General features: G+C 56.2%; 17 protein-coding genes and 1 tRNA gene. 14 read left to right on the top strand and 4 right to left on the bottom strand.

Translation table 11 applies throughout. The features are described from left to right. Positions 1-20: 20 nt before the first annotated feature. The 9 genes from N675_RS08875 (at position 21) to N675_RS08835 (ending at position 10,530) form a co-directional block, all read left to right on the top strand. On the top strand, positions 21-968 hold the full coding sequence (locus N675_RS08875) for an ABC transporter permease (protein ID WP_038039027.1): 948 nt from the start codon (positions 21-23) through the stop codon (positions 966-968). A 473-nt stretch (positions 969-1,441) separates the two neighbouring features. Further along, positions 1,442-3,175: a biosynthetic-type acetolactate synthase large subunit gene (gene ilvB / locus N675_RS08870; RefSeq protein ID WP_081886965.1), complete on the top strand. Its 1,734-nt coding sequence runs from the start codon at positions 1,442-1,444 to the stop codon at positions 3,173-3,175. Between the two features lie 3 nt (positions 3,176-3,178). Then, positions 3,179-3,697, top strand: a complete 519-nt coding sequence (ilvN, locus tag N675_RS08865) for an acetolactate synthase small subunit (protein ID WP_038039026.1) — start codon at positions 3,179-3,181, stop codon at positions 3,695-3,697. Between the two features lie 31 nt (positions 3,698-3,728). Continuing rightward, positions 3,729-4,736: a ketol-acid reductoisomerase gene (gene ilvC / locus N675_RS08860; RefSeq protein ID WP_038039024.1), complete on the top strand. Its 1,008-nt coding sequence runs from the start codon at positions 3,729-3,731 to the stop codon at positions 4,734-4,736. A gap of 244 nt (positions 4,737-4,980) precedes the next feature. Continuing rightward, entirely contained in the window at positions 4,981-6,300 is a 1,320-nt protein-coding gene (gene rseP, locus N675_RS08855; RefSeq protein WP_038039022.1) for an RIP metalloprotease RseP, read from the top strand. Positions 6,301-6,366: 66 nt separating this feature from the next. Then, the gene (gene ispG / locus N675_RS08850) at positions 6,367-7,545 is read left to right on the top strand and encodes a flavodoxin-dependent (E)-4-hydroxy-3-methylbut-2-enyl-diphosphate synthase (protein WP_038039021.1); all 1,179 of its coding nucleotides are present in this window, start codon (positions 6,367-6,369) and stop codon (positions 7,543-7,545) included. 17 nt (positions 7,546-7,562) lie between these two features. Then, complete coding sequence (locus N675_RS08845) at positions 7,563-8,540, top strand: carbohydrate kinase family protein (protein ID WP_038039020.1); 978 nt, start codon at positions 7,563-7,565, stop codon at positions 8,538-8,540. Beyond that, positions 8,537-9,703 carry a tRNA epoxyqueuosine(34) reductase QueG gene (gene queG, locus N675_RS08840; protein ID WP_051914502.1) on the top strand — a complete coding sequence of 389 codons (1,167 nt, stop codon included), beginning with the start codon at positions 8,537-8,539 and terminating at the stop codon, positions 9,701-9,703. The genes N675_RS08845 and queG overlap by 4 nt, the downstream gene beginning before the upstream one ends. A 53-nt stretch (positions 9,704-9,756) precedes the next feature. Continuing rightward, the gene (locus N675_RS08835) at positions 9,757-10,530 is read left to right on the top strand and encodes a type III pantothenate kinase (protein WP_038039019.1); all 774 of its coding nucleotides are present in this window, start codon (positions 9,757-9,759) and stop codon (positions 10,528-10,530) included. 7 nt (positions 10,531-10,537) lie between these two features. Here N675_RS08835 and N675_RS08830 read toward each other — a convergent pair whose 3' ends face one another. Next, positions 10,538-11,647 (bottom strand): M42 family metallopeptidase, encoded by a 1,110-nt coding sequence (locus N675_RS08830; protein ID WP_051914501.1) that lies wholly within the window; start codon positions 11,645-11,647, stop codon positions 10,538-10,540. Between the two features lie 145 nt (positions 11,648-11,792). On the opposite strand from N675_RS08830, the gene fusA reads away from it, so the two are divergent. The 4 genes from fusA to thrS all read left to right on the top strand — a co-directional run bounded on the left by fusA (position 11,793) and on the right by thrS (position 16,712). After that, on the top strand, positions 11,793-13,868 hold the full coding sequence (gene fusA / locus N675_RS08825; protein ID WP_038039018.1) for an elongation factor G: 2,076 nt from the start codon (positions 11,793-11,795) through the stop codon (positions 13,866-13,868). A gap of 105 nt (positions 13,869-13,973) precedes the next feature. After that, positions 13,974-14,393: a ribonuclease HI family protein gene (locus tag N675_RS08820; protein ID WP_038039679.1), complete on the top strand. Its 420-nt coding sequence runs from the start codon at positions 13,974-13,976 to the stop codon at positions 14,391-14,393. A gap of 79 nt (positions 14,394-14,472) precedes the next feature. Further along, positions 14,473-14,549: transfer RNA gene (locus tag N675_RS08815), tRNA-Val, on the top strand. 381 nt (positions 14,550-14,930) lie between these two features. Continuing rightward, positions 14,931-16,712 carry a threonine--tRNA ligase gene (thrS, locus tag N675_RS08810; RefSeq protein WP_051914500.1) on the top strand — a complete coding sequence of 594 codons (1,782 nt, stop codon included), beginning with the start codon at positions 14,931-14,933 and terminating at the stop codon, positions 16,710-16,712. A gap of 54 nt (positions 16,713-16,766) precedes the next feature. Here the strand turns inward: thrS and N675_RS08805 are convergent, their stop codons facing one another. From N675_RS08805 to N675_RS08795, 3 genes are read right to left on the bottom strand one after another with little or no spacing between them, the layout of a single operon-like run. Beyond that, complete coding sequence (locus N675_RS08805) at positions 16,767-17,762, bottom strand: dipeptidase (protein WP_038039017.1); 996 nt, start codon at positions 17,760-17,762, stop codon at positions 16,767-16,769. 3 nt (positions 17,763-17,765) lie between these two features. After that, on the bottom strand, positions 17,766-18,569 hold the full coding sequence (locus tag N675_RS08800; protein ID WP_038039016.1) for a class I SAM-dependent methyltransferase: 804 nt from the start codon (positions 18,567-18,569) through the stop codon (positions 17,766-17,768). Beyond that, the gene (locus N675_RS08795; protein ID WP_051914499.1) at positions 18,570-19,409 is read right to left on the bottom strand and encodes an HAD-IIA family hydrolase; all 840 of its coding nucleotides are present in this window, start codon (positions 19,407-19,409) and stop codon (positions 18,570-18,572) included. It abuts the gene before it with no gap. Between the two features lie 136 nt (positions 19,410-19,545). Here N675_RS08795 and N675_RS08790 point away from each other — a divergent pair, with 136 nt between their 5' ends. Next, positions 19,546-20,754 (top strand): M20 family metallopeptidase, encoded by a 1,209-nt coding sequence (locus tag N675_RS08790; RefSeq protein ID WP_038039015.1) that lies wholly within the window; start codon positions 19,546-19,548, stop codon positions 20,752-20,754. Positions 20,755-20,757: the final 3 nt, after the last annotated feature.

Here is a 20,757-nt window from a genome sequence, read left to right as displayed (position 1 = left end):
GCAGGAAAGGGTAGAGAATCATGGTCGAGGCAGAACGACAGTTTGGCTCAGCGTCAGGTGAAGCGGGTGTCCTTGTCCGGCCAGACTTAAGCCGGGCAGCACGAACGAAGCAACGCGGCTACTTCGAACAAGCCTGGATGCGCTTTCGCCGTAACCGTTTGGCAGTCCTCTCCTTGATTGTGACAGTCCTCATTATGGCGTTCAGTTACGGTGCTCCGCTGATTTCCCACTTCATCACGCATAAAAGCTACGCGGACCAGTCGCTGTTGCACGGCCTTGAGCCACCCTTCACCGATGGGTACATCTTAGGCAGCGACAACCTCGGCCGCGATATCCTCACCCGCCTCGCTTACGGTGGCCGTGTCTCGATGACAGTCGGTATTCTCGCCACAGCGAGTGCGCTCTTGATCGGCGTGCCGATGGGAGCAATCGCCGGCTATTATGGTGGTCTTGTTGATTCCATCATTATGCGGCTCGTCGATATCCTACTCGCCTTTCCAGCCCTATTCCTGCTCATTTTCGTCAATTCGCTCTTCCAGGTGAACTGGATTGGGCTAGCCTTTGTCATCGCACTCTTCAGCTGGATGGGACTTGCCCGATTGATCCGCGGCGAAGTCTTGAGCTTAAAGAGTCGCGATTATGTCATGGCCGCACGCGTGTTAGGCGCCTCCGACGCACGGGTTATTTTCCGGCATATGGTGCCGAACCTCACACCGATCATCATCGTCTGGGCCACCCTGGCCATTCCTGCGTTTATTCTCACAGAGGCCGCACTCAGCTTCCTTGGGCTTGGCGTCCATGTTCCAACGCCTTCCTGGGGCAACATGCTCAACGAGGCGCAGCAGTATCTCTCGCGCGCTTGGTGGCTCGTCTTCATTCCGGGATTTATGATCTACATTACTGTCTTGGCCATTAACCTCTTTGGGAATGGCCTTCGTGACGCGCTTGATCCGCGGTTGTCGGACTAAGTGGCTTGTGTCCAAGTAAGTGAGCGGTACCGATGCAACACGACAGGGATTGCATGGCCGCGGTGCACTTGCAGCGCGACGAATGGTCATTACCTGCTCACCCCCACCAGCGGCCCACCATCGCCTCACGGGCGGGAATTGGCCGAACGTAGGGCTTGACAGCACAGCGAATGCCTGCTACGCTGATGCTAACGGTAAGGAGACGGGTGCGTGAGCACAGGGCAATCACGGCAACAAGCGATGCTGTTGCACCAGCCGAATAGCGTGCGGCTGGTTAGTGCTCATGCTATCCTTGTCTCTTCGCTCGCTCTTCTCCTCCTTAGCATCGTAGTAGGCATTACGGAGCCACTCGGGCGTTCGGGAGGCAGGGCGAGGCCGTAACGCAAAACGGAACGCAAGCAGCAGACTCGTGAGCCTCCCGAACGCGGGAGGCTCAATTGTTTACCTGGAAGGGTGAAGGGAGGATCAAACCGATGGCCGTTGAAACGCGTCCAACATCGCCGCCCACGACAGCCGAAACGCATGCTGGACCACAACTCGGTGCTCGGCTCATCTGTCAAGCACTCGTGCGCGAGGGAGTCGATCTCATCTTTGGCTACCCGGGTGGAGCCGTTATCCCTCTCTATGACGTTTTGCCGGAGTTTCCGATCCACCACGTCCTTGTGCGTCATGAGCAAGGTGCTGCCCATGCCGCAGATGGCTACGCGCGCGCCACAGGCAAAGTCGGCGTGTGTTTGGCAACGTCGGGACCAGGAGCGACCAACCTGGTCACGGGCATCGCTACGGCAATGATGGACTCGGTTCCGATTGTCGCCATTACCGGTCAAGTGCCTCAGAATGTGATTGGCATGGACGCTTTTCAAGAAACCGACATTACCGGCATCACCATCCCGATTACCAAGTACAACATGGTCATCCGTAGTGTAGAGGAAATCGGTCCGGCAATTCAGAAAGCGTTTTACCTAGCGCGGAGCGGTCGCCCCGGCCCTGTGCTTGTCGATATTCCGAAAGATGTACAGCTCGCAAAGGGGTATCTTGCCCCTCCGCAGCCGCTCAACCTTCCAGGATACAAGCCAACAATCGTTCCGCATCGGCGACAAATTCGCAAAGCCGCCGAATTAATTCGCCAGTCCGAGCGCCCGCTGATCCTCGCTGGCCACGGCATTCTCATCAGTGGAGCGACGTCAGAGTTGATCGCCTTTGCAGAGCGCACGCAGATTCCAGTCGGGCTAACTCTCCTCGGCATCGGCGGCTTCCCTGCTTCGCATCCGCTCTGCCTAGGCATGGTTGGGATGCACGGGTATGCACATGCGAACCGGGCCATCCACGAAGCCGATTTGATCATCGGGATCGGCATGCGGTTTGACGATCGCGTTACCGGACGACCGAGCGAGTTCGCCCCGCACGCCAAGATCATCCACATCGATATCGATCCTGCTGAGATCGGGAAAGTGCTGAAGACTGAAGTCCCGGTTGTGGGCGATGCGCGCGAAGCCCTGAAGCTGCTCCTCGAAGAACTCGAACCATTGCGCCATGACGAATGGCTGGAGCAGATCCGCAGCTGGTATCGACCAATTCGCACGGAGCCATCCGGCCCCAACGGAGCTTTGCAACCGCAGTACGTGATGGCCCGCTTGCATGCGCTCACTGAGGGGCGCGCGCTCGTGGTCACCGATGTCGGTCAGCACCAGATGTGGGCTGCCCAAATCTATCGCTGTGATTACCCCAACCAGTGGATCACCTCTGGCGGGCTGGGCACGATGGGCTTTGCTGTGCCGGCAGCGATGGGCGTGGCGCTCGGCAGGCCGGAAGCCGAGGTCTGGTGCGTTGTTGGCGATGGTGGCGTGCAGATGACACTCCACGAATTCGCCACTATCGTCGATGAGGGATGCAACGTTAAGGTGGCTATTATTAACAACGGCTATCTCGGCATGGTGCGACAATGGCAGCAGTTGTTCCACAACCGGAACTACTCTGAGACCCCAATCAGCAGCCCGGATTATGTCCTGCTTGGCCAGGCCTACCGCATGCCGGCGCGGCGGGTGACACGTCCGGCTGAAGTCGATGAAGCAATTACGTGGGCCCAGTCTTTCCGCGGCCCAGCGCTGATCGAATTCGTGGTGAATCAGGAAGAGAACGTGTATCCAATGATTCCGTCAGGCGGCTCGTTCCGCGAGATGATCGATGAGCCGGAAGGGGAATGGTAGGCCGTGCGCAGCCACACGCTGGTCGTGCTCGTCGAAGACAAGCCTGGCGTGATGAACCGGATCGTTAGCCTTTTTCGGCAACGTGGGTTCAACATCGATAGCATTGCCGTCGGCCCAAGTGAGACGTCTGGATTATCGCGCATCACGTTGGTCGCGAAAGGAGACGATCAGAAGATCGAACAACTCGTTAAGCAACTGTACAAAATTCTTGAAGTCATCAAGATCCAAGACGTGACCGACGAGAATCTCATTCAGCGCGAATTAGCCCTTGTTAAAGTAACCGCAACAGAGCGGACACGCTCTGACATTATGCGCTTGGTCACGGATGTCTACCGGGCACGCATCGTTGATGCAGCCCCTGATTCGTTAATCATCGAGGTCACTGGGCCGTCAGAGAAAATCGAATCCCTCTTGACGATGATCCGACCATACGGCATCAAAGAAGTCGCGCGGACGGGCGTCGTCGCCATGGCACGAGGCAGCCGTGCAGTGATGGTCAAGGAGCCGCAGGTCGTCGCATAAGCCAGCGGCTGAGTGTGAAGGACGGAGGGGTATGGCCGTTATCTACTACGATAAAGACGCTGATCTCTCGTACCTGCAAGGGAAGACGGTTGCCGTCTTAGGGTACGGCAGTCAAGGGCATGCCCATGCCCAAAATCTTCGTGACAGCGGCATCACGGTCGTCGTCGGCTTGCACGAAGGCAGCCGCAGTCGCGAACGTGCGCAAGCCGATGGCTTCGACGTCTTGCCTGTTCGCGAAGCAGCCGCGCGAGCCGATGTCATCTCGATGCTCATTCCCGACCACGTCCAAAAGCCCGTCTACGACGAGCATGTCGCTCCTGAGCTCAAGCCAGGCAAAGTGCTGATGTTCGCCCATGGGTTCAACATTCACTATGGCCGCATTGTCCCACCGCCCGATGTCGACGTCACCATGATCGCTCCGAAGAGCCCAGGGCATGTGTTGCGCGACCTCTTCACTCAGGGCATCGGTGTGCCAGCGCTTCTGGCTGTTCATCAAGACGCAAGCGGCCAGGCGAAGCAGATTGCCCTCGCCTACGCCAAGGGCCTTGGGTGCACGAAAGCTGGCGTACTGGAAACGACATTCAAGGAAGAAACCGAGACCGACCTCTTCGGTGAGCAAGCCGTCCTCTGCGGCGGCGTCAGCCACTTGATCCTCGCGGGGTTTGAGACGCTTGTCGAGGCTGGTTACCAGCCGGAGTTGGCCTACTTCGAGGTCCTGAATGAACTGAAGCTCATCGTTGACCTGATCTACGAAGGTGGCCTCAAGTTCATGCGCTATTCGGTCAGCGATACTGCTGAATACGGCGACTACGTAAGCGGGCCGAAAATTATTGACGAGCGCGTCCGTGAGACGATGCACCAGATCCTGCAAGACATTCAAAGCGGACGCTTTGCCCAGCAGTGGATCGCCGAGAACGAAAACGGGCGCCCGAACTTCTACCGCATGCGCCAGGAGGCGCTCAATCACCCCATCGAGAAGGTTGGCGAGCAACTGCGGGCAATGATGCCCTGGTTAAAGGCACGGGAAATCCCTTCATAACATGCCGGCAGCAGGCCATTCCGCAGGCACGCCCTGGAATATATCCAGGGCGTGCCTGATTGCCTTGATCGCCGTACTCAGACGGTACATGGAGGTATGTTCAGATACCCGGCGCAATGCGGCACTCGCTCCTGAACAACAGCGTCGGTGTGACAGCACATCGACGTTGACGCTTGGGGCTCACCGGGCTACAGTTAGCCGTGGTAGCAAGCGTGCTACCACGAGCACGATTGAAGGTTAGACCGTGTCAGCGCTCTACGTTATTCCGATTCTCGCGTTCCTGATCTTAGTACACGAACTGGGCCATTTCCTCGCCGCACGTCTCTTCGGCATCACGGTTCTTGAATTCGGTATCGGACTACCACCGCGCCTCTTCGGTATCCGGCGGGGTGGCGTACTCTATTCATTGAACCTTATCCCACTCGGTGGCTTCGTCCGGGTGCTTGGAGAAGATAGTCGGAGCCTCGAACCAGGTAGCTTGCAGACAAAGGCACGCTGGCAACGTGCGATCTTCTTCGCCGCTGGTGCGCTGATGAATGTCGTGATTGCCGTTATTCTCATGATGGTCTTAGTCGCGGCACAGGGGAAGCCTGAAGAGCACGTCTACATCGCCGAAGTTGCACCTGACTCGCCAGCAGCAGCGGCTGGTTGGCAACCGGGGGATCGCTTCCTCCAAGTTGGCGGCCAAACCATTACGAGCGTCGATCAACTCCTCGCCATCACCCAGTCGTATGCTGGGCGCCCAATGCCAGTTGTCTTACAGCGAGGCAGTCAGCGCATTCAGTCAACGGTAGTACCGCGCGAGCAGCCTCCAGCTGGCCAGGGCCGGACCGGTGTCCGTATTGCTACAGCGCCCAAAGCGCATATCACGGTCGCCGACGTTGACCCCCGTTCCCCAGCTGCCAACGCGGGAATTCGGCCAGGCGATGAAGTCACGCAAATTGGCGATTACACCATCGACGATGCCGCAATTTACTGGCTTGCGCTTGAGCGCTATGCGCAACAGACGACGACCATGCAGATCATCCGTGATGGGCAACCTCTGAAGGTAACGATTCAAGTACCTGAGCGTTCACCAGCGCAAAGCCAGCTCCATATTGGCACAGTCATCCGGCAAGAGGTCATCGCCCGGCCGCTTCCACTGTGGCAGATTCCCGTTCGTGGCATTGCACAAACATTCAGCTTGCTCGGTGGCATGATCGTTGGCCTGGCAATGCTACTCCGCGGCCAGGCAAGCTTATCGAACGTCACTGGCCCGATTGGCATTGGCCAGCTCACGTCAGAACTGCTTGCCATCAGCCCAAATCCTGTATGGATGACGCTTGCAAACCTGACGGTGCTGCTCTCGTTGAACCTGGCAATTCTGAACCTGATTCCATTCCCAGCGCTTGACGGCGGACGCCTCTTCTTCGTCCTTGTCGAGGCGATCCGTGGTCGACGGATTGCCCCAGAGAAAGAGGGCCTTGTGCACCTTATCGGCTTTATCATTCTGCTCGGATTCATGTTTCTCATCGCCTTTGTCGACATCGGCCGCATCTTGAGTGGACAATCGCTGGTTCCCTAAGCGATTCGACAAGCGCTTCGCCACGCGGCAGACTTGACAATGGCAACTAAGGAGGTCTGAGAGACCATGCCATACGAGCGACGCAAATCACGACCAGTATGGGTTGGTAATGTTCAGATCGGCGGGGATGCACCGATTGTGGTGCAGTCTATGACGACCGCCGATACTCGCGATCCGAAAGCAACGTTGCGGCAAATTCACGAGCTTGCTGACGCGGGATGCGAAATTGTTCGCGTTGCTGTTCCCGACAAAGTCGCGGCAGCAGCACTCAACGATATCGTTCCACACTCACCGATCCCGGTCGTTGCTGACATTCACTTTGAACATACCTTAGCACTCCGGGCACTTGAAGCTGGCGTTCACAAGCTCCGCCTCAACCCCGGCAATATTCGGAAACCGGAAGATGTCCGGGAAGTAGTACAGAAAGCGAAGGAACGCCACGTCCCCATTCGGATCGGCGTAAACTTCGGGTCACTGCCACCGATGACCCGCGAGTTCGTCGATGAGATGGCAGCCCAAGGAGCGACACAGACAGAGCTCATCGCTGAGCACATGGTTCGCACTGCGCTTGGGCATATTCGTATCCTTGAGGATCTTGACTTCGGTGACATTGTTGTCTCGCTGAAAGCTTTTGAAGTTCCGGTCATGCTCGAGGCCTATCGCCGCATGGCGAAGATTCGTGATTACCCGCTGCACCTTGGGGTAACGGAAGCAGGCACTCCCAAGTCCGGCGCCATTCGTTCAGCCGTCGGCATTGGAACCTTGCTCGCTGAAGGTATTGGTGACACGATTCGCGTTTCCTTGACCACCGACCCCGTTGAGGAAGTTATCGTTGCTTATGAGATTCTGAAGAGCCTCGGGCTGCGACAGCGAGGCGCAACGCTTGTCGCCTGTCCAACGTGCGGACGAGTCGAAGTTGATCTCTTTAAGCTCGCCAACGAGATTGACGCCTACCTCAAGACGATCCGCGAGCCGATCAAGGTTGCAGTCATGGGATGTGTCGTGAACGGTCCAGGCGAAGCGCGCGACTCCGACGTCGGCGTTGCTGCTGGCCGTGGCAAGGGCGTCATCTTCCGCAAGGGCAAGATCGTTCGGCGAGTCGAAGAAGATGAAATCGTCGCTGCGCTCAAGGAAGAAATCCAATTGGTGCTTGCTGAGCGCGCGAATGGCCAGGCCCGCGACGATTCACCACAAGCCGAGCGGCGTATGATCTCCATTCCAGTCATTGAAGCCAACTCACCGTAACACGGCAGGGACATCCCATGTGTACTTCCCGCCCACGCCGACTACGCATCACCGCCGTTGGCTGTATGACATGGGATACCTTCTTCATCCTCGATCGGCTAATCCAGACAGGCAACTACGCAATCGCGCAAAAGCAGGCCGAGTTACCTGGTGGTACGACGGCGAACGTTTGCGTGGCCTTGCACCAACTTGGTTGTACCGTACGGCTCGCAAGCGTTGTTGGGGACGATGATGCAGGCATACGGCTACGGGAAGATTGGCGCCAGCGTGGTCTTGCTGACGACTGGATCTCAACACGTCCATCAACACCTAGCGATCGTTGCCTTGTATTGATCACCCCCGGAGAACTGGGGCCGGAACGGACGATTGTGTGGGTGCCAGGTGCACGGCCACGCTATGGCGACCCCTTGCCCGTTACCGAGCTCTTCGCCAGCGATGCGCTGATTGTTGACGTTGATGATGAGCGGCTACGACAATTCCTCGTCGACTTGCCCCAACACATCGCTCCACGCAGTCGACTGGTGGGCTTGGTTACGTCATTGTTGTCTTGCTCGTCTGCCACGGCACTTCGCCTCGGGTTACAGCATGATGTCCTGATCGGCAATGAGCACGAATTCTGCCAACTTACAGGAACAGAGACGGTTGATCAAGCGATTGCCGGCATACAGGCACAGATGTCGCTGTGGGGTATGCGGATTGGGGCGATCAGCCAAGGCAGCCGAGGATGCACACTCTTCACCGCACAGCAGGTTGTCCACGTTCCGGGATTTACGATTGAGCCAGTCGACGTTACGGGTGCCGGCGATGCTTTCGCTGCTGGCGTTATCTATGGCATTGTCCACCACTGGGAACTAGAGCGCATTGGCCAGTTCGCCAATGCAGTGGGAGCACTTGCAACGCGATCCGTTGGCGCACAGACGAGCCTGCCAACTCTCCAAGAAGTTGAAACCTTCCTGCAAAAGCATGACATCGTCCAGCACAGCACTGCATCATGATCGAGCGACAACGCCTGCGTGAACTTGCTGCCATTGCCGGGTTGAGTGTGACAGCCGTTACCACGGCTGAGCCGTTCCCGGAACTTTGGCCTGTCCTTCACCAGCGGATCGCCGATGGCCGCCTTCGGGGGATGGACTGGTTTACCGAGGAACGTGCTCTGTTTTCGCTAACTCCACGCAATCTGCATCCAACGGGCCAAAGCATCATCAGCATTGGTGTACCCTATTGGACACCGTCGATTACGCCACCAGACGATGGAATTCCGCGTGGACGCATTGCACGCTACGCATGGGGCAAGGACTACCACCGAACGCTCCGAAAGCGTATGGAACACCTCCACGCTCTGCTCGAGCAAGAGCTTGGTCGTCCTGTTGAGGCACGTTTCCTAGTGGATACAGCACGCATCGTCGATCGTGCTGTTGCTGCGCGATCAGGGCTCGGCTGGTATGGCAAAAACACCATGATCATCGTTCCTCACTACGGCTCCTGGGTGATGCTCGGAGAGATGATTGTCGATATACCGATCGAGCCTGATCCACCCCTTCGGCCACGCTGTGGACGGTGCGCAGCGTGCCTGGCAGCTTGCCCAACCGGAGCGCTCGTTGGACCATACGAACTCGATGCCCCACGCTGCATCTCCTACCTTACCATCGAGCATCGTGGAGTCATCCCGCTCGAACTCCGGCCATTGATGGGCAATTGGGTCTTTGGGTGCGACATTTGCCAAGAAGCCTGTCCCTATACAATCGCGGCCCGATCAACCATCGATCCAGATTTCTTGCCTGAACGTGAAGAACACTGCTTTCCACGTCTTGAGTGGATCCTCCGCATATCAGAGGAAGAGTTTCGCACGGTTTATCGCGGGCGGGCCGTTTTGGGTGCAAAGTGGGCAGGGTTTGCGCGGAATGCAGCCATCGCCCTTGGAAACTGCGGTCGGCCAGATGATGCAGCGGTGCTCGAAGAAGTGCTTGCACGGCATCCCCACCCACTGGTTCGTGGTCACGCTGCATGGGCCCTTGCGCAACTTGGTGGCCAAGCAGCGCTGCCTACGCTCCGCCAAGCACTTGCGCGCGAAGAGGATCCATACGTACGGTCGGAGTTGCTCACTGCGCTGGATCTTACCGAAAGGCACAGAACCACGGCTGCTCACGTTGATGTATAGCCTCGGTTAGAATGATGCTCAGTTATCGAACGTCGATTGGCTGCGGAGGAGTCATGTTACTCGCGCTTGATATTGGCAATACAAACATTGTTGCTGGCCTTTTCAGCGGACCAAAACTCGTAACACGCTGGCGCGCCGCTACCGTTCGTGATCGCATGGTTGACGAATGGTGGGCACTTTTGACAACGCTTGCCCAGGCAGAGGGATACCGCCTCACACTTATCCAAGCAGTCGCGATCGCAAGTGTTGTCCCAGCACTGACAATGACGTTCCGTGAGCTTGCCCGCACACGACTTGGATGTGAGCCAGTTATCATTAACGGAGAGCTGAATTTTGGGCTTCCCATTCTTGTCGATTATCCACGGGAGGTTGGCGCTGATCGACTGTGTAATGCTGTTGCGGCCTTTGAGCTTTTTGGAGGCCCAGCGATCGTCATTGACTTTGGCACGGCAACGACGTTTGATGTCATTGACGAGCATGGTGCATACCTTGGCGGAGCAATCGCGCCTGGCCTGACTGTCTCACTCGACGCACTCGTACAGCGGGCATCCCGCCTCATTGGCATTGAGCTCAAGGCTCCTCCACGTGCAATTGGCAAGAACACAATCGAAAGCATGCAAGTTGGCACAGTTTTAGGGTACGCCGAACTCGTGCGTGGCCTGCTCCAACGCATTCAAGCAGAGCTTCCAAAGCCCGCGCGCATTGTAAGTACCGGAGGGCTTGGCCAGCTCATTACTCCCCTTGTACCTGACATTGAACGCTATGAACCGGACCTTACCCTCATCGGCATTCGCCTCATTCACGAGCGGCTGACCCACACGTCCTAATCCTGCTCTACCGCCATTCACTTTCCAAAAATCCGAGGGAAACGGCAGAGCTGAAACGACGCACAAGGGCCTCAGCTAAGGCAAGTGTGGCAAGAGCATCACCGAGATCAAGCGTCTCGACTGGACTGTGGGCATACCGCCGCGGGATGTTTAACACGGCTGCCGGAATACCGCCGCGGACGAGATGCAACGACGCAATGTCAGACGTGCTACGCGGAAAGAGCGCAAGCTGAAGCGGAATTCCCTCTTCCTGTGCAGTTTTGATAACGAAATCGCGCATGCCGGGATGAGCCAAGTGTCCACGCACGCCACCCATGCCGCTCGCTAAAGCCAAGACCGGTCCAGCACCAATCCGAATCCCGAGATCACGGTAGTAATCGACATCTGGCGTACCACCAGCCGGTACAGTATCAATCACGATTGCTGCATCAGGATTCAGCCGATATCCAGCCATTTGGGCTCCCCGGAGCCCAACTTCCTCCTGCACCGTGACGACAGCTACGAGACGACAGGAGAGCGTAACATGCTGGAGCCGCTCCATCAGCAACGCGAGGACAGCACACGAAATACGATTATCGAGAGCCTTTCCTGTAATGCGCCGCTCGTTTGCGAGGCGTTCAACTGGTTCCTCATAGGCGATCGCATCCCCAACGCGAATACCAAGTCCCTCGACTTCTTCACGAGTGTCATAGCCTAGGTCCACGTAGAGGTCACGAAGAGATGGCACAAGTCGTTGCTCTTCACTCGTTTGCAGGTGCCCAGGACGGACACCGATGACACCACGATGTCCTCGCACCCGCACGCGTCGACCAACGAGCAGGCTTTCAATAACACCGCCGACTTTCTCGACGCGTAATAACCCATTAGGTTCGATACTCTTGACGATCAACCCGATTTCATCAGCATGGGCTGTAATCATTAAGACCGGGCCAGCTGCGACCTCCTCACGAAATGCATAGAGAGTGCCGTAAGAGTCAACGTCGATCGACTGAACATAAGGCCGGATAAGCTCAGTTAAGCGAGCAATTACTGGCTGCTCATGACCTGACACGCCATCCAATGCAGCCAGTTCTTTCGTCAGCAGAAAAAGCCGATTTTCCCACAGCTGGTCAAGCATATGCGCTCTCCCCACTTTCACGTCTCGTTCATATCATGGCTATAATACGCGGTGCAGGCATCAGCGAAGTACAGCACGCGACAAGGAGCAAAGCCCAAGCAGATCTGGTAATCGGTTCATCGTTAGGGCTAGAACAGGAGGAGCCGTGAAACAGTACCCAATTGAGCGACTGCGTAACGTCGGCCTGTTTTCACATGGTGGGTCAGGAAAGACCTCGTTAAGCGAAGCTCTCCTGTTCGTGAGCCATACGACTGCCCGCCTTGGCCGCGTTGAAGACGGTACGACCGTCTCTGACTGGGATCCGGATGAACAACGTCGGCGTATCTCGATCTCAACAAGCATTCTGCCGATTGAGTGGCGAGAACACAAGATTAATCTCTTGGATGTCCCGGGATATTTTGACTTCGCCGGCGAGATGGCGAGCGCAATGCGTGTTGTCGATGCCGCCGTGCTGCTGATGGACGCATCAGCAGGCGTTGAAGTCGGCACAGAGCAGATGTGGCAGCTTGCCGAGAAGCACGCGCTGCCACGAGCTCTCGTCATCAACAAGATGGATCGCGAGAATGCAAACTTCGCCCAAGCACTCTCGCAAGCGCGTGAAGCATTTGGGCCAGCGGTTGTGCCACTCCAAATCCCCATTGGACAGGAAAAAGCCTTCCGTGGTTATGTCGACGTTATCAGCGGGCAAGCCTATGCCTATGCAAACGATGGGACCCCTCAGACCACTGAACTGCCATCCGATCTTGTTGATCAAGTCGAAGATGCCCGAAATCAGCTCATTGAACGCGTCTGCGAGATCGATGAAACATTAATGATGCACTACCTCGATGGTGAACCTATTGCCGAGCAGGACTTGCGTGCAGCGCTCGGCCAGGCATTTGCTGAACGTGTCCTTGTGCCAGTCTTTGTCACCGCAGCAACGAGCTTGAAAGGCGCGCTTCCACTGCTTGACGCGTTCGTCGATTTCTTCCCCCACCCCAGAGCGACGCAAGCCAAGGCGCCAGAGGGCAAGGAGATCACCCTTGAGCCAAACCCACAAGGGCCACTCGCGGTACTAATCTTCAAGACCATCGCCGACCCGTTCGTCGGTAAGCTTTCCTGCTTCCGGGTCTATTCGGGCACCTTGCGGTCAGATTCAACTGTACTTGTTGCCCAGCGTGGAGAGACAGAACGCATCGGCCAGTTGTTCATCCTTCGCGGCAAAGAGCAAATTCCGGTTGGCCAGCTTACCGCTGGCGACATCGGTGCAGTTGCTAAACTCCAACACGCCCACACAGGCGAGACGCTGTGTGATCCAAACCGTCCGATCACTCTGCCTGGGATTGAGTTTCCTCGCCCAGTCTTTACTGCAGCCGTGAGCCCGAAGACCAAGACAGACCTCGATAAGATGGGCACAGCGTTGCAACGGCTGCTTGAAGAAGATCCAACGCTCCATGTTAGCCGTGAGCCACAAACTGGAGAAACGCTCCTCTCTGGACTCGGTGAGTCACACGTGCAAATCGCGCTGGAGCGGATGTCACGCAAATTTGGCGTGAATGTCGAAATGAGTCTTCCCCGCATTCCCTATCGCGAGACGATTTCCGTGCCAGTGCGGCGGGTCGAGTACAAGCACAAGAAGCAAACCGGTGGACATGGTCAATATGGCCATGTCTTCCTCGATCTTGAGCCGTTACCTGATGCAGAGTTCGCATTCGCTGAGACGATTGTCGGTGGCGTTGTCCCCAAGCAGTTCATCCCTGCTGTTGAAAAAGGTGTCCGTGAGGCTATGGAAGAAGGCGTGCTTGCTGGCTATCCGGTTGTGAATGTCAAAGTCACCCTCGTCGATGGGTCATATCACACCGTTGACTCGTCTGAAATTTCCTTTAAGATTGCAGCCGCTCAGGCATTTAAGAAGGGCGCGCTTCAGGCAAAACCGATCTTGCTTGAGCCGATCCTCCGCTTACGCGTCACTGTGCCTGACAGCTATACTGGCGATGTCATGAATGATCTAAACGGCAAACGCGCCCAGGTTCAGGGAATGGAACCAGAAGGAAACGGCTATACGACGATCGAAGCCCTCGTTCCAGCAGCTGAGTTGCAACGGTACGCGACCGAACTCCGCTCCATTACCCAAGGCCGAGGCACCTTTACCACCGAATTCAGCCATTATCAGCCGGTGCCACAGCATCTTGCCGAGCAGATCATTGCGGCAAGCAAGGCACGGCAGGCTGCGGCTAGCTAAGGACATCCACTATAATGCCTCATGCGAAGCAATACACGGGCGCGGGCGGTATCCGCGCCCGTCTGCTTGCTGCATGATGTCAGTGTGAGTAAGAAAGAAGCAGCAGTGACGATCGAACAGCAAACGCCCCGCATTACGTTGGTTGTTGACGGCGGCTCACGCGGTAATCCAGGCTTTGGATATGGCAGTTTTCACCTCAGTGACTCTTTTGGGCATGACGAGATTATGCGCCTCGAATTTGGCGACGGGGTCACGAACAATCAAGCTGAGTATCGAACGCTGTTGGCAGCCTTAGAGCGAGCGCAAGAGCATGCACGGCAACACAACTGGCCAATTTCGCAAGTAACCCTCCATATCATCACCGACAGCCAACTCATGGCCGAACAACTCCGCGGCCGATGGCAGGTACGTGACCTGCAACTTCGAATGCTCTATGATCGAGCACGCAAAGCACTCCGCGCCTTCGGCCATGTCACCATTTCCCATCGCCCGCGGCGTGAGATCGTAGCTGTGCTTGGACACTAAGAGACTGAACAGCAGCGAGCAGACAACCGGCAAAGGGGTTGCAGCCGCGTGTGATGATGGGTATACTCTTCAGTGATATGGGCGGTTAGCTCAGTCGGTTAGAGCGCCACGTTGACATCGTGGAGGTCAGTAGTTCGAGTCTACTACCGCCCACCAATCCCCGCCGCAAATGGCGGGGATTTTGTTTTACTTGACGGGGCGACTGCGCATCGGTAGTATTCCGGCGACAAGCGAATGCGCATGATGCGATGACCGGGACAGGTCGTCCGAGTGTTTCTCATCAGAGAGGCAAGGTCGTCTGGCTGCAAGCCTTGCTTGAGAAACTGGGCGGCAACCACCCGTGAGCTGATGAGCGAACGCGCTAGGCAAGTAGTTCATCCGGGGTCTCCGTTATCAGACAGTGAACGAGGGCTGCTGCCCTTCGTGATGCTCTCAGTGGCGATGGCAGCAGAACTGGGGTGGAACCACGGCAGCAGGAAGGCCTGTCGCCCCCACAAGGGCGGCAGGCCTTTTCGATTCGACGAAAGGAGTACGACAATGTCTCTTGCTCGGGAAATGGACTTTCAAGTTACGCCGGAGAACGAACGAGAGCAGTACTTGGCGCGCATGCGCCACTCCTGTGCACACGTGATGGCGCAAGCAGTACTCGAGCGTTTCCCCGGCGCCAAGCTTGGGATCGGCCCAGCCATTGCCGACGGCTTTTACTACGACTTCGATTTACCTAGACCGCTTACCCCCGATGACCTCGAGGCCATTGAGCAGCGCATGCGGGAGATTCAAGAAGCGGCTTACCCCTTCATCCGTCAAGTCGTTAGCCGCGAAGAAGCACGCAAGCTCTTTCATGATCAACCATACAAGCTCGAGCTTATCGACGAATTTCCTCCTGACGAAGTCATCACCACATACACACACGATGGCTTCACCGACCTCTGTCGCGGACCACACGTCGAGAACACGTCGCAAATCGGCGTATTCAAGCTCTTGCGTGTTGCCGGAGCCTATTGGCGAGGCGATGAGCGCCGGCCACAGCTTCAGCGCATCTATGGCACATCGTGGCCAACCCAAGCTGAGCTCGAAGACTATTTGCATCGACTAGCTGAAGCTGAACGCCGTGACCATCGACGCTTGGGGCGAGAACTTGAATTGTTTCACTTTGACCCAACCGCGCCAGGCATGCCCTACTGGTTGCCCAAAGGTCTGAAAGTCCTCAATACGTTACTCGCCTTTTGGCGCGAAGAGCACGAGCGCCGTGGGTATCTCGAGATCGCCGCACCCTTAATCAATGAGAAATCGCTGTGGGAAACGTCAGGTCACTGGGAGCATTATCGTGAAAACATGTTCATTATCCCGATCGAGGATCATCTTACCTACGGCGTGAAACCGATGAACTGCCCGAATGCAATGATCGTTTTCAACCTCAAGAAGCGAAGCTACCGCGACTTGCCGCTTCGCCTTGCCGACTGCGATATCCTTCATCGCTTTGAGCGATCAGGAACACTCCATGGCTTGCTACGCGTCCGGAAGTTCCAGCAGGACGACGCCCACATCTTCGTGAGCGAAGACCAAATCGAAGAGGAATTTGACCGCATCCTTGATATTGCGCGTCTCTTCTACGGCATTTTTGACCTCTCCTACACGCTGCGTCTCGGCACCAGGCCCGATGACTTTATGGGTGACCTTGAAACCTGGGATAAAGCTGAGGCAGCGCTCAAGCGCATTCTCGACAAGCATGCCGGACCAGGCAAATACCTGATCGGCGAAGGCGAAGGTGCCTTCTACGGGCCGAAGATCGATATCCTTATGGAAGACGCGCTTGGTCGCCAATGGCAAACTGGGACAATCCAGCTGGATTTCCAGCTACCACGCCGTTTCCACTGCACTTATACTGACCGCGATGGCACAGAGAAAACGCCGGTCGTGATTCATCGCGTCATCTATGGTTCACTTGAACGATTTATCGGCATCCTCATCGAGCACTTCGCTGGTGCATTTCCAGTTTGGCTTGCGCCCGTTCAAGCCATCATTATCCCGATCGCAGATCGGCACTACACCTATGCCCAGCAGGTATTGGAACAACTGCGAGAAGCGAAGATCCGGGCAGAGCTCGATACCAGTGATGAACGCATGCAGGCCAAGATTCGCAACGCACAACTGCAGAAGATTCCCTATATGCTCATCGTCGGTGATAAAGAGGCAGCAAGCAACAGCGTTGCCGTGCGCCTACGAAGTAATGAGAATCTCGGCGCAATGCCAATCGAGCAGTTTCTGGCACTTGTCCAAGCGGTCATCGCCAGCAAGTCACTGGCACTTGTGCCATAAGCAACCTCTGCAGCAAAGCAGAGGCGAACGGGTGGGTAGCATTCTACCCACCCGTTAGGCTGCCCAAACAGCACCAAGAACGCGAAGCCAATTTTCATAGCAGAGCTTGCGGATGGCTACTTCATCATAGCCACGCTGCTGCAAGGCTGCGATCAGTGCAGGGAGTTTTGCTGCGTCAGCAAGCTCGCTTGGCATGGTTGCACCATCAAAATCAGAGCCGAGAGCGACGGTTTCAATGCTTGTCAAACCAACAATGTAGTCAATGTGGTCAATCAGCTGATTGAGTGAGACATCTTCCGGGCGGGTTGCTCCCTCGACGAGAAACCCGACATGAAAGTTGATTCCAATCACTCCACCTTTCTGGTGAAGTGCACGAATTTGATCGTCAGTCAAATTCCGCTCAACGGGACAAAGCGCTCGAGCATTGGAATGACTGGCAACGACCGGCTTCTGTGAATACTCAAGTACATCCCAAAAGCCAGCCTCGTTCAGATGTGAGACATCGAGGAGAATACCAAGGCGATTGCATTCACGAACAAGTTCACGGCCAAGCTGCGTGAGGCCGCGCTCCCGATTCAACGGCCCGACGCCTTCAGCAAAAATATTTGGACGACTCCATGTGAGCCCAAGTGAACGCAATCCAAGTTGATACGAGAGTCGAAGGAAGCAGAAGTCTGGATCAATAGCCTCTGCTCCTTCGTAATGCAGAATTGCGCCAAAGATTCCCTCACGGATGCAACGTTGCAGGTCAGCGATTTCTCGCACTAGCACGATCCGCCCATTTGATCGCTGAATGATCGTGTTCAGTCGATCGATCGCGTTGATCGTATAACTCAGCGCACCCTCCGGAAGCCAATCCGACGGGATATAGACCGCTGAGAGCATCGCGCAGAGCCCACCTCGTAAGGCACGCGGAAGGTCAACATGTCCGACCGTCGACTCAGTTAAAAAATCTCGGCCTGTTTCGCGCAATGATAAGAGGTAATCAGTATGCCCATCGATAATCGGGATAGCACCTCCGCGGCTCTCCGCAGCGACCGTCATCGTCATCGCTTATCCCTTCACTGCTGTCACGTGGAGACCAGACGCGAACCATCGACCTTTGTACAGCCGATCTTCCCAGTAGCCGAGTCTCCACGTCAAGATGAATGCGAGACGGCAGATCATACGCACTGCCCACTGGGGCAGATATCCCGTTCCACCACTCATCCGCTCTCGCTGCCAATAGTCCAGAATATCGTGCAGCTGACCGATGAAATGGAAGCTATAGGCAAGATTGTGCACTGCAAGCCGCTCATGCCAGAACAAACGCAATACGGTACTATCGTCAAAGTGCTGGATATGCCCAACGTGATCCCGCTTCCAGCGGCGAATCGGAACCCGCTGGCTTTGTGCTAGCAACATGTACAACGTGCCAGGCTGTCGTTCGAGTGGCACATAGCAATGGAGGATGCCGCCGGGACGCAGCACACGGCTGCATTCGCGGATCATCGCCGCAGGATCCGGTACGTGTTCAAGGAGATCAAAGAAGATGACTGCATCGAAGGACGCATCACGGAACGGAAGTCGCGTCGCATCGAGGGCAAGATACCACCCACGTTCACGTCGTCGTGCCTCCCGCAGGGCTGTCTTGCTGAGATCCCCCCCAATGATCTGAAGATCTGGACGGGCTCGAGCGAGCGCCCGAACGTATCGACCAGCACCACATCCGGGAACGAGAATTCGGCCATGAACATGCTGGATACTCTCGAGCGCGTAGCGGAGACGAAGGCCCGCGTAACTTCGCTCACCGAGACGGACATCATCGCGCCCTTGAATCTTGCCCGGATCTTCAACGTGATAGCGGCCGTAGGCCATTTATCCGTCCTGATCCGCCTGCAACGCACGCAAAAGAAAACCTAGGTCTGGTAAGATGAGATCGGGAATGAGTTGGCTTGCGGCAACTTCTTCGGCAGTCGTTACACCGGTCAGGACAAGAGCTGTTCGCATACCGCAACGCTTGCCAGCAAGCACGTCAGTGTCGAGTCGGTCACCAACCATCAGCATCGCGTCAGGCGAGCAGCCAATCATTCGGGCAGCTTGCAGCAGCATAGCTGGCTCGGGCTTGCCAATAACAATTGGTTGCACATCGGTCGCTGCCTGAATTGCAGCGATGATCGCTCCGGCTCCTGGGATTAAGCCTTCTTCAGACGGGAATGTGCGGTCGGGGTTCGTTGCAACATAGGCTGCCCCACGCCGAATTGCGAGCGTCGCAATTTTTAACTTCTCGTATGTTAGTGCAAAATCTGCTCCACTCACAACCACCGCGGCGTCAGTCGTCGCTGGCATAAAGTAACCGTCGTGAAACAGCGCTTCGGCAAGTGCGTCCATGCCAACAACAAAGATGGTCGTACCACGCGGATAGGTTTGCTCCAACCAGGCACGTGTCACAAGGCTTGACGTCAAGATCCGCGCAGGAGGAACGCGAATCCCCATACCAGCAAGCTTTTCGGCATATTGCTGCGGTGTTCTCGTTGAATTGTTCGTAACCAAAACATACGGAAACTTATGCTGCTCCAAATATCCCAACACCTCTTTGGCAAATGGCATCGGGAGATTTCCGCGGTAGAGCACGCCATCCATATCGAAAGCAAAACCCCGGACTGTTTGCACTACCGCGTGTATTAGCTGCTGCTCCTGCTCGGTGCTCTGCGCCATGCATGCTCCTTCCAGATTGACAAGCCACCTCCTCCGAGGGAGGATAGCACAGCCTCTGCCGGGATCGAGAAATTGGGCATAGGCCAAGCACAATCCAGACCGTAGAAGATGAGCAGCAGGAATAAGGAGGGTTTCAATGGTCTCAGACACACAGCACGCCGTTTTTGCGCAGATTCGTGAGGAAGAGATCACACAAATCCTTACCGACCTTGTTCGTATCCCAACAGTTAACCCGCCTGGCGATGTCCGCGAAGCAGTACGCTATTGCGCTGACATCCTGCACCATGCTGGATTTTCGCTTCATATCGTTGCCCATGATGAAGCAAAGCCGAACCTGGTGGCGCGCTACCGTTGGGGTAAGGGCCCAACGCTCCTGTTCAACGCCCACCTCGATGTCGTGCCAATCGGCGAGGAAGCAAGCTGGACACATCCGCCGTTTGGTGCAGACTACGTCGATGGGCGAATTTATGGCCGCGGCGCCAACGACGACAAAGCGAGCGTGGCTGCACAATTAGTTGCAGCCCTTGCACTCGTGCGGAGCCAGGTTCCACTAGCGGGAGAACTGGTGGTAACCACCGTTGCTGATGAAGAGATCGGCGGGCAGGACGGTACAGCGTTTCTCATTGAGCAAGCTACCCTTCAGCCAGATTTCGTCATTGTCGGGGAGCCAACAGACAACCGCGTCTGTATCGGTGAACGCGGTGGCACGGGGATTATTATCACAACCTATGGCCGTACCGCCCATGGTGCGCTCCCCTGGGAAGGTGTGAATGCAATCGAGGGCATGGCATTTGTGATCATGGCGCTTCGCGAACGTCTCTGGCCAGTTCTCGCTCAGCGCCGTGCGCCGTACTTCACTGCTCCCTCATCAGCCACGATTAGCATCATCCATGGCGGTGTCAAGACGAATGTTGTGCCTGATCAGTGCAGCATTACAATTGATCGACGCCTGATCCCTGGGGAAACGCCACAAGAAGCCATCGCCGAAGTGCGTGCAATTGCAGAAGAAGCTGTTGCGGCAATGCCTGGCATTCGTGTCTCGGTTGCTCCAGCCTACGAGTGGCTTGGGAGAGAAGCGACATTGCAACCGCTTGATAGCCCGCTTGTCCAAACGATGCTGGAGGTCAACCGTCAGCTTGGATTGGAGAGTACACCAACCGGATTCAATATGGCGACTGATGGGCGGTTCTTCGCTGCACGTGGTTTTCCGACAATTATTTATGGTCCAGGAGATCCTGCAACAGCGCACAAGCCAGATGAATGGGTAGCGCTCGCTGACGTGGTCATGGCTGCCAAGGCTTATGCGCTCGCTACGCTCCGCCTCCTTCATCCTTGTGAAGGATGATGA

Source organism: Thermorudis peleae (assembly GCF_000744775.1).
GTDB lineage: Bacteria > Chloroflexota > Chloroflexia > Thermomicrobiales > Thermomicrobiaceae > Thermorudis > Thermorudis peleae.
This window is presented reverse-complemented; position numbering and strand designations above follow the sequence as displayed.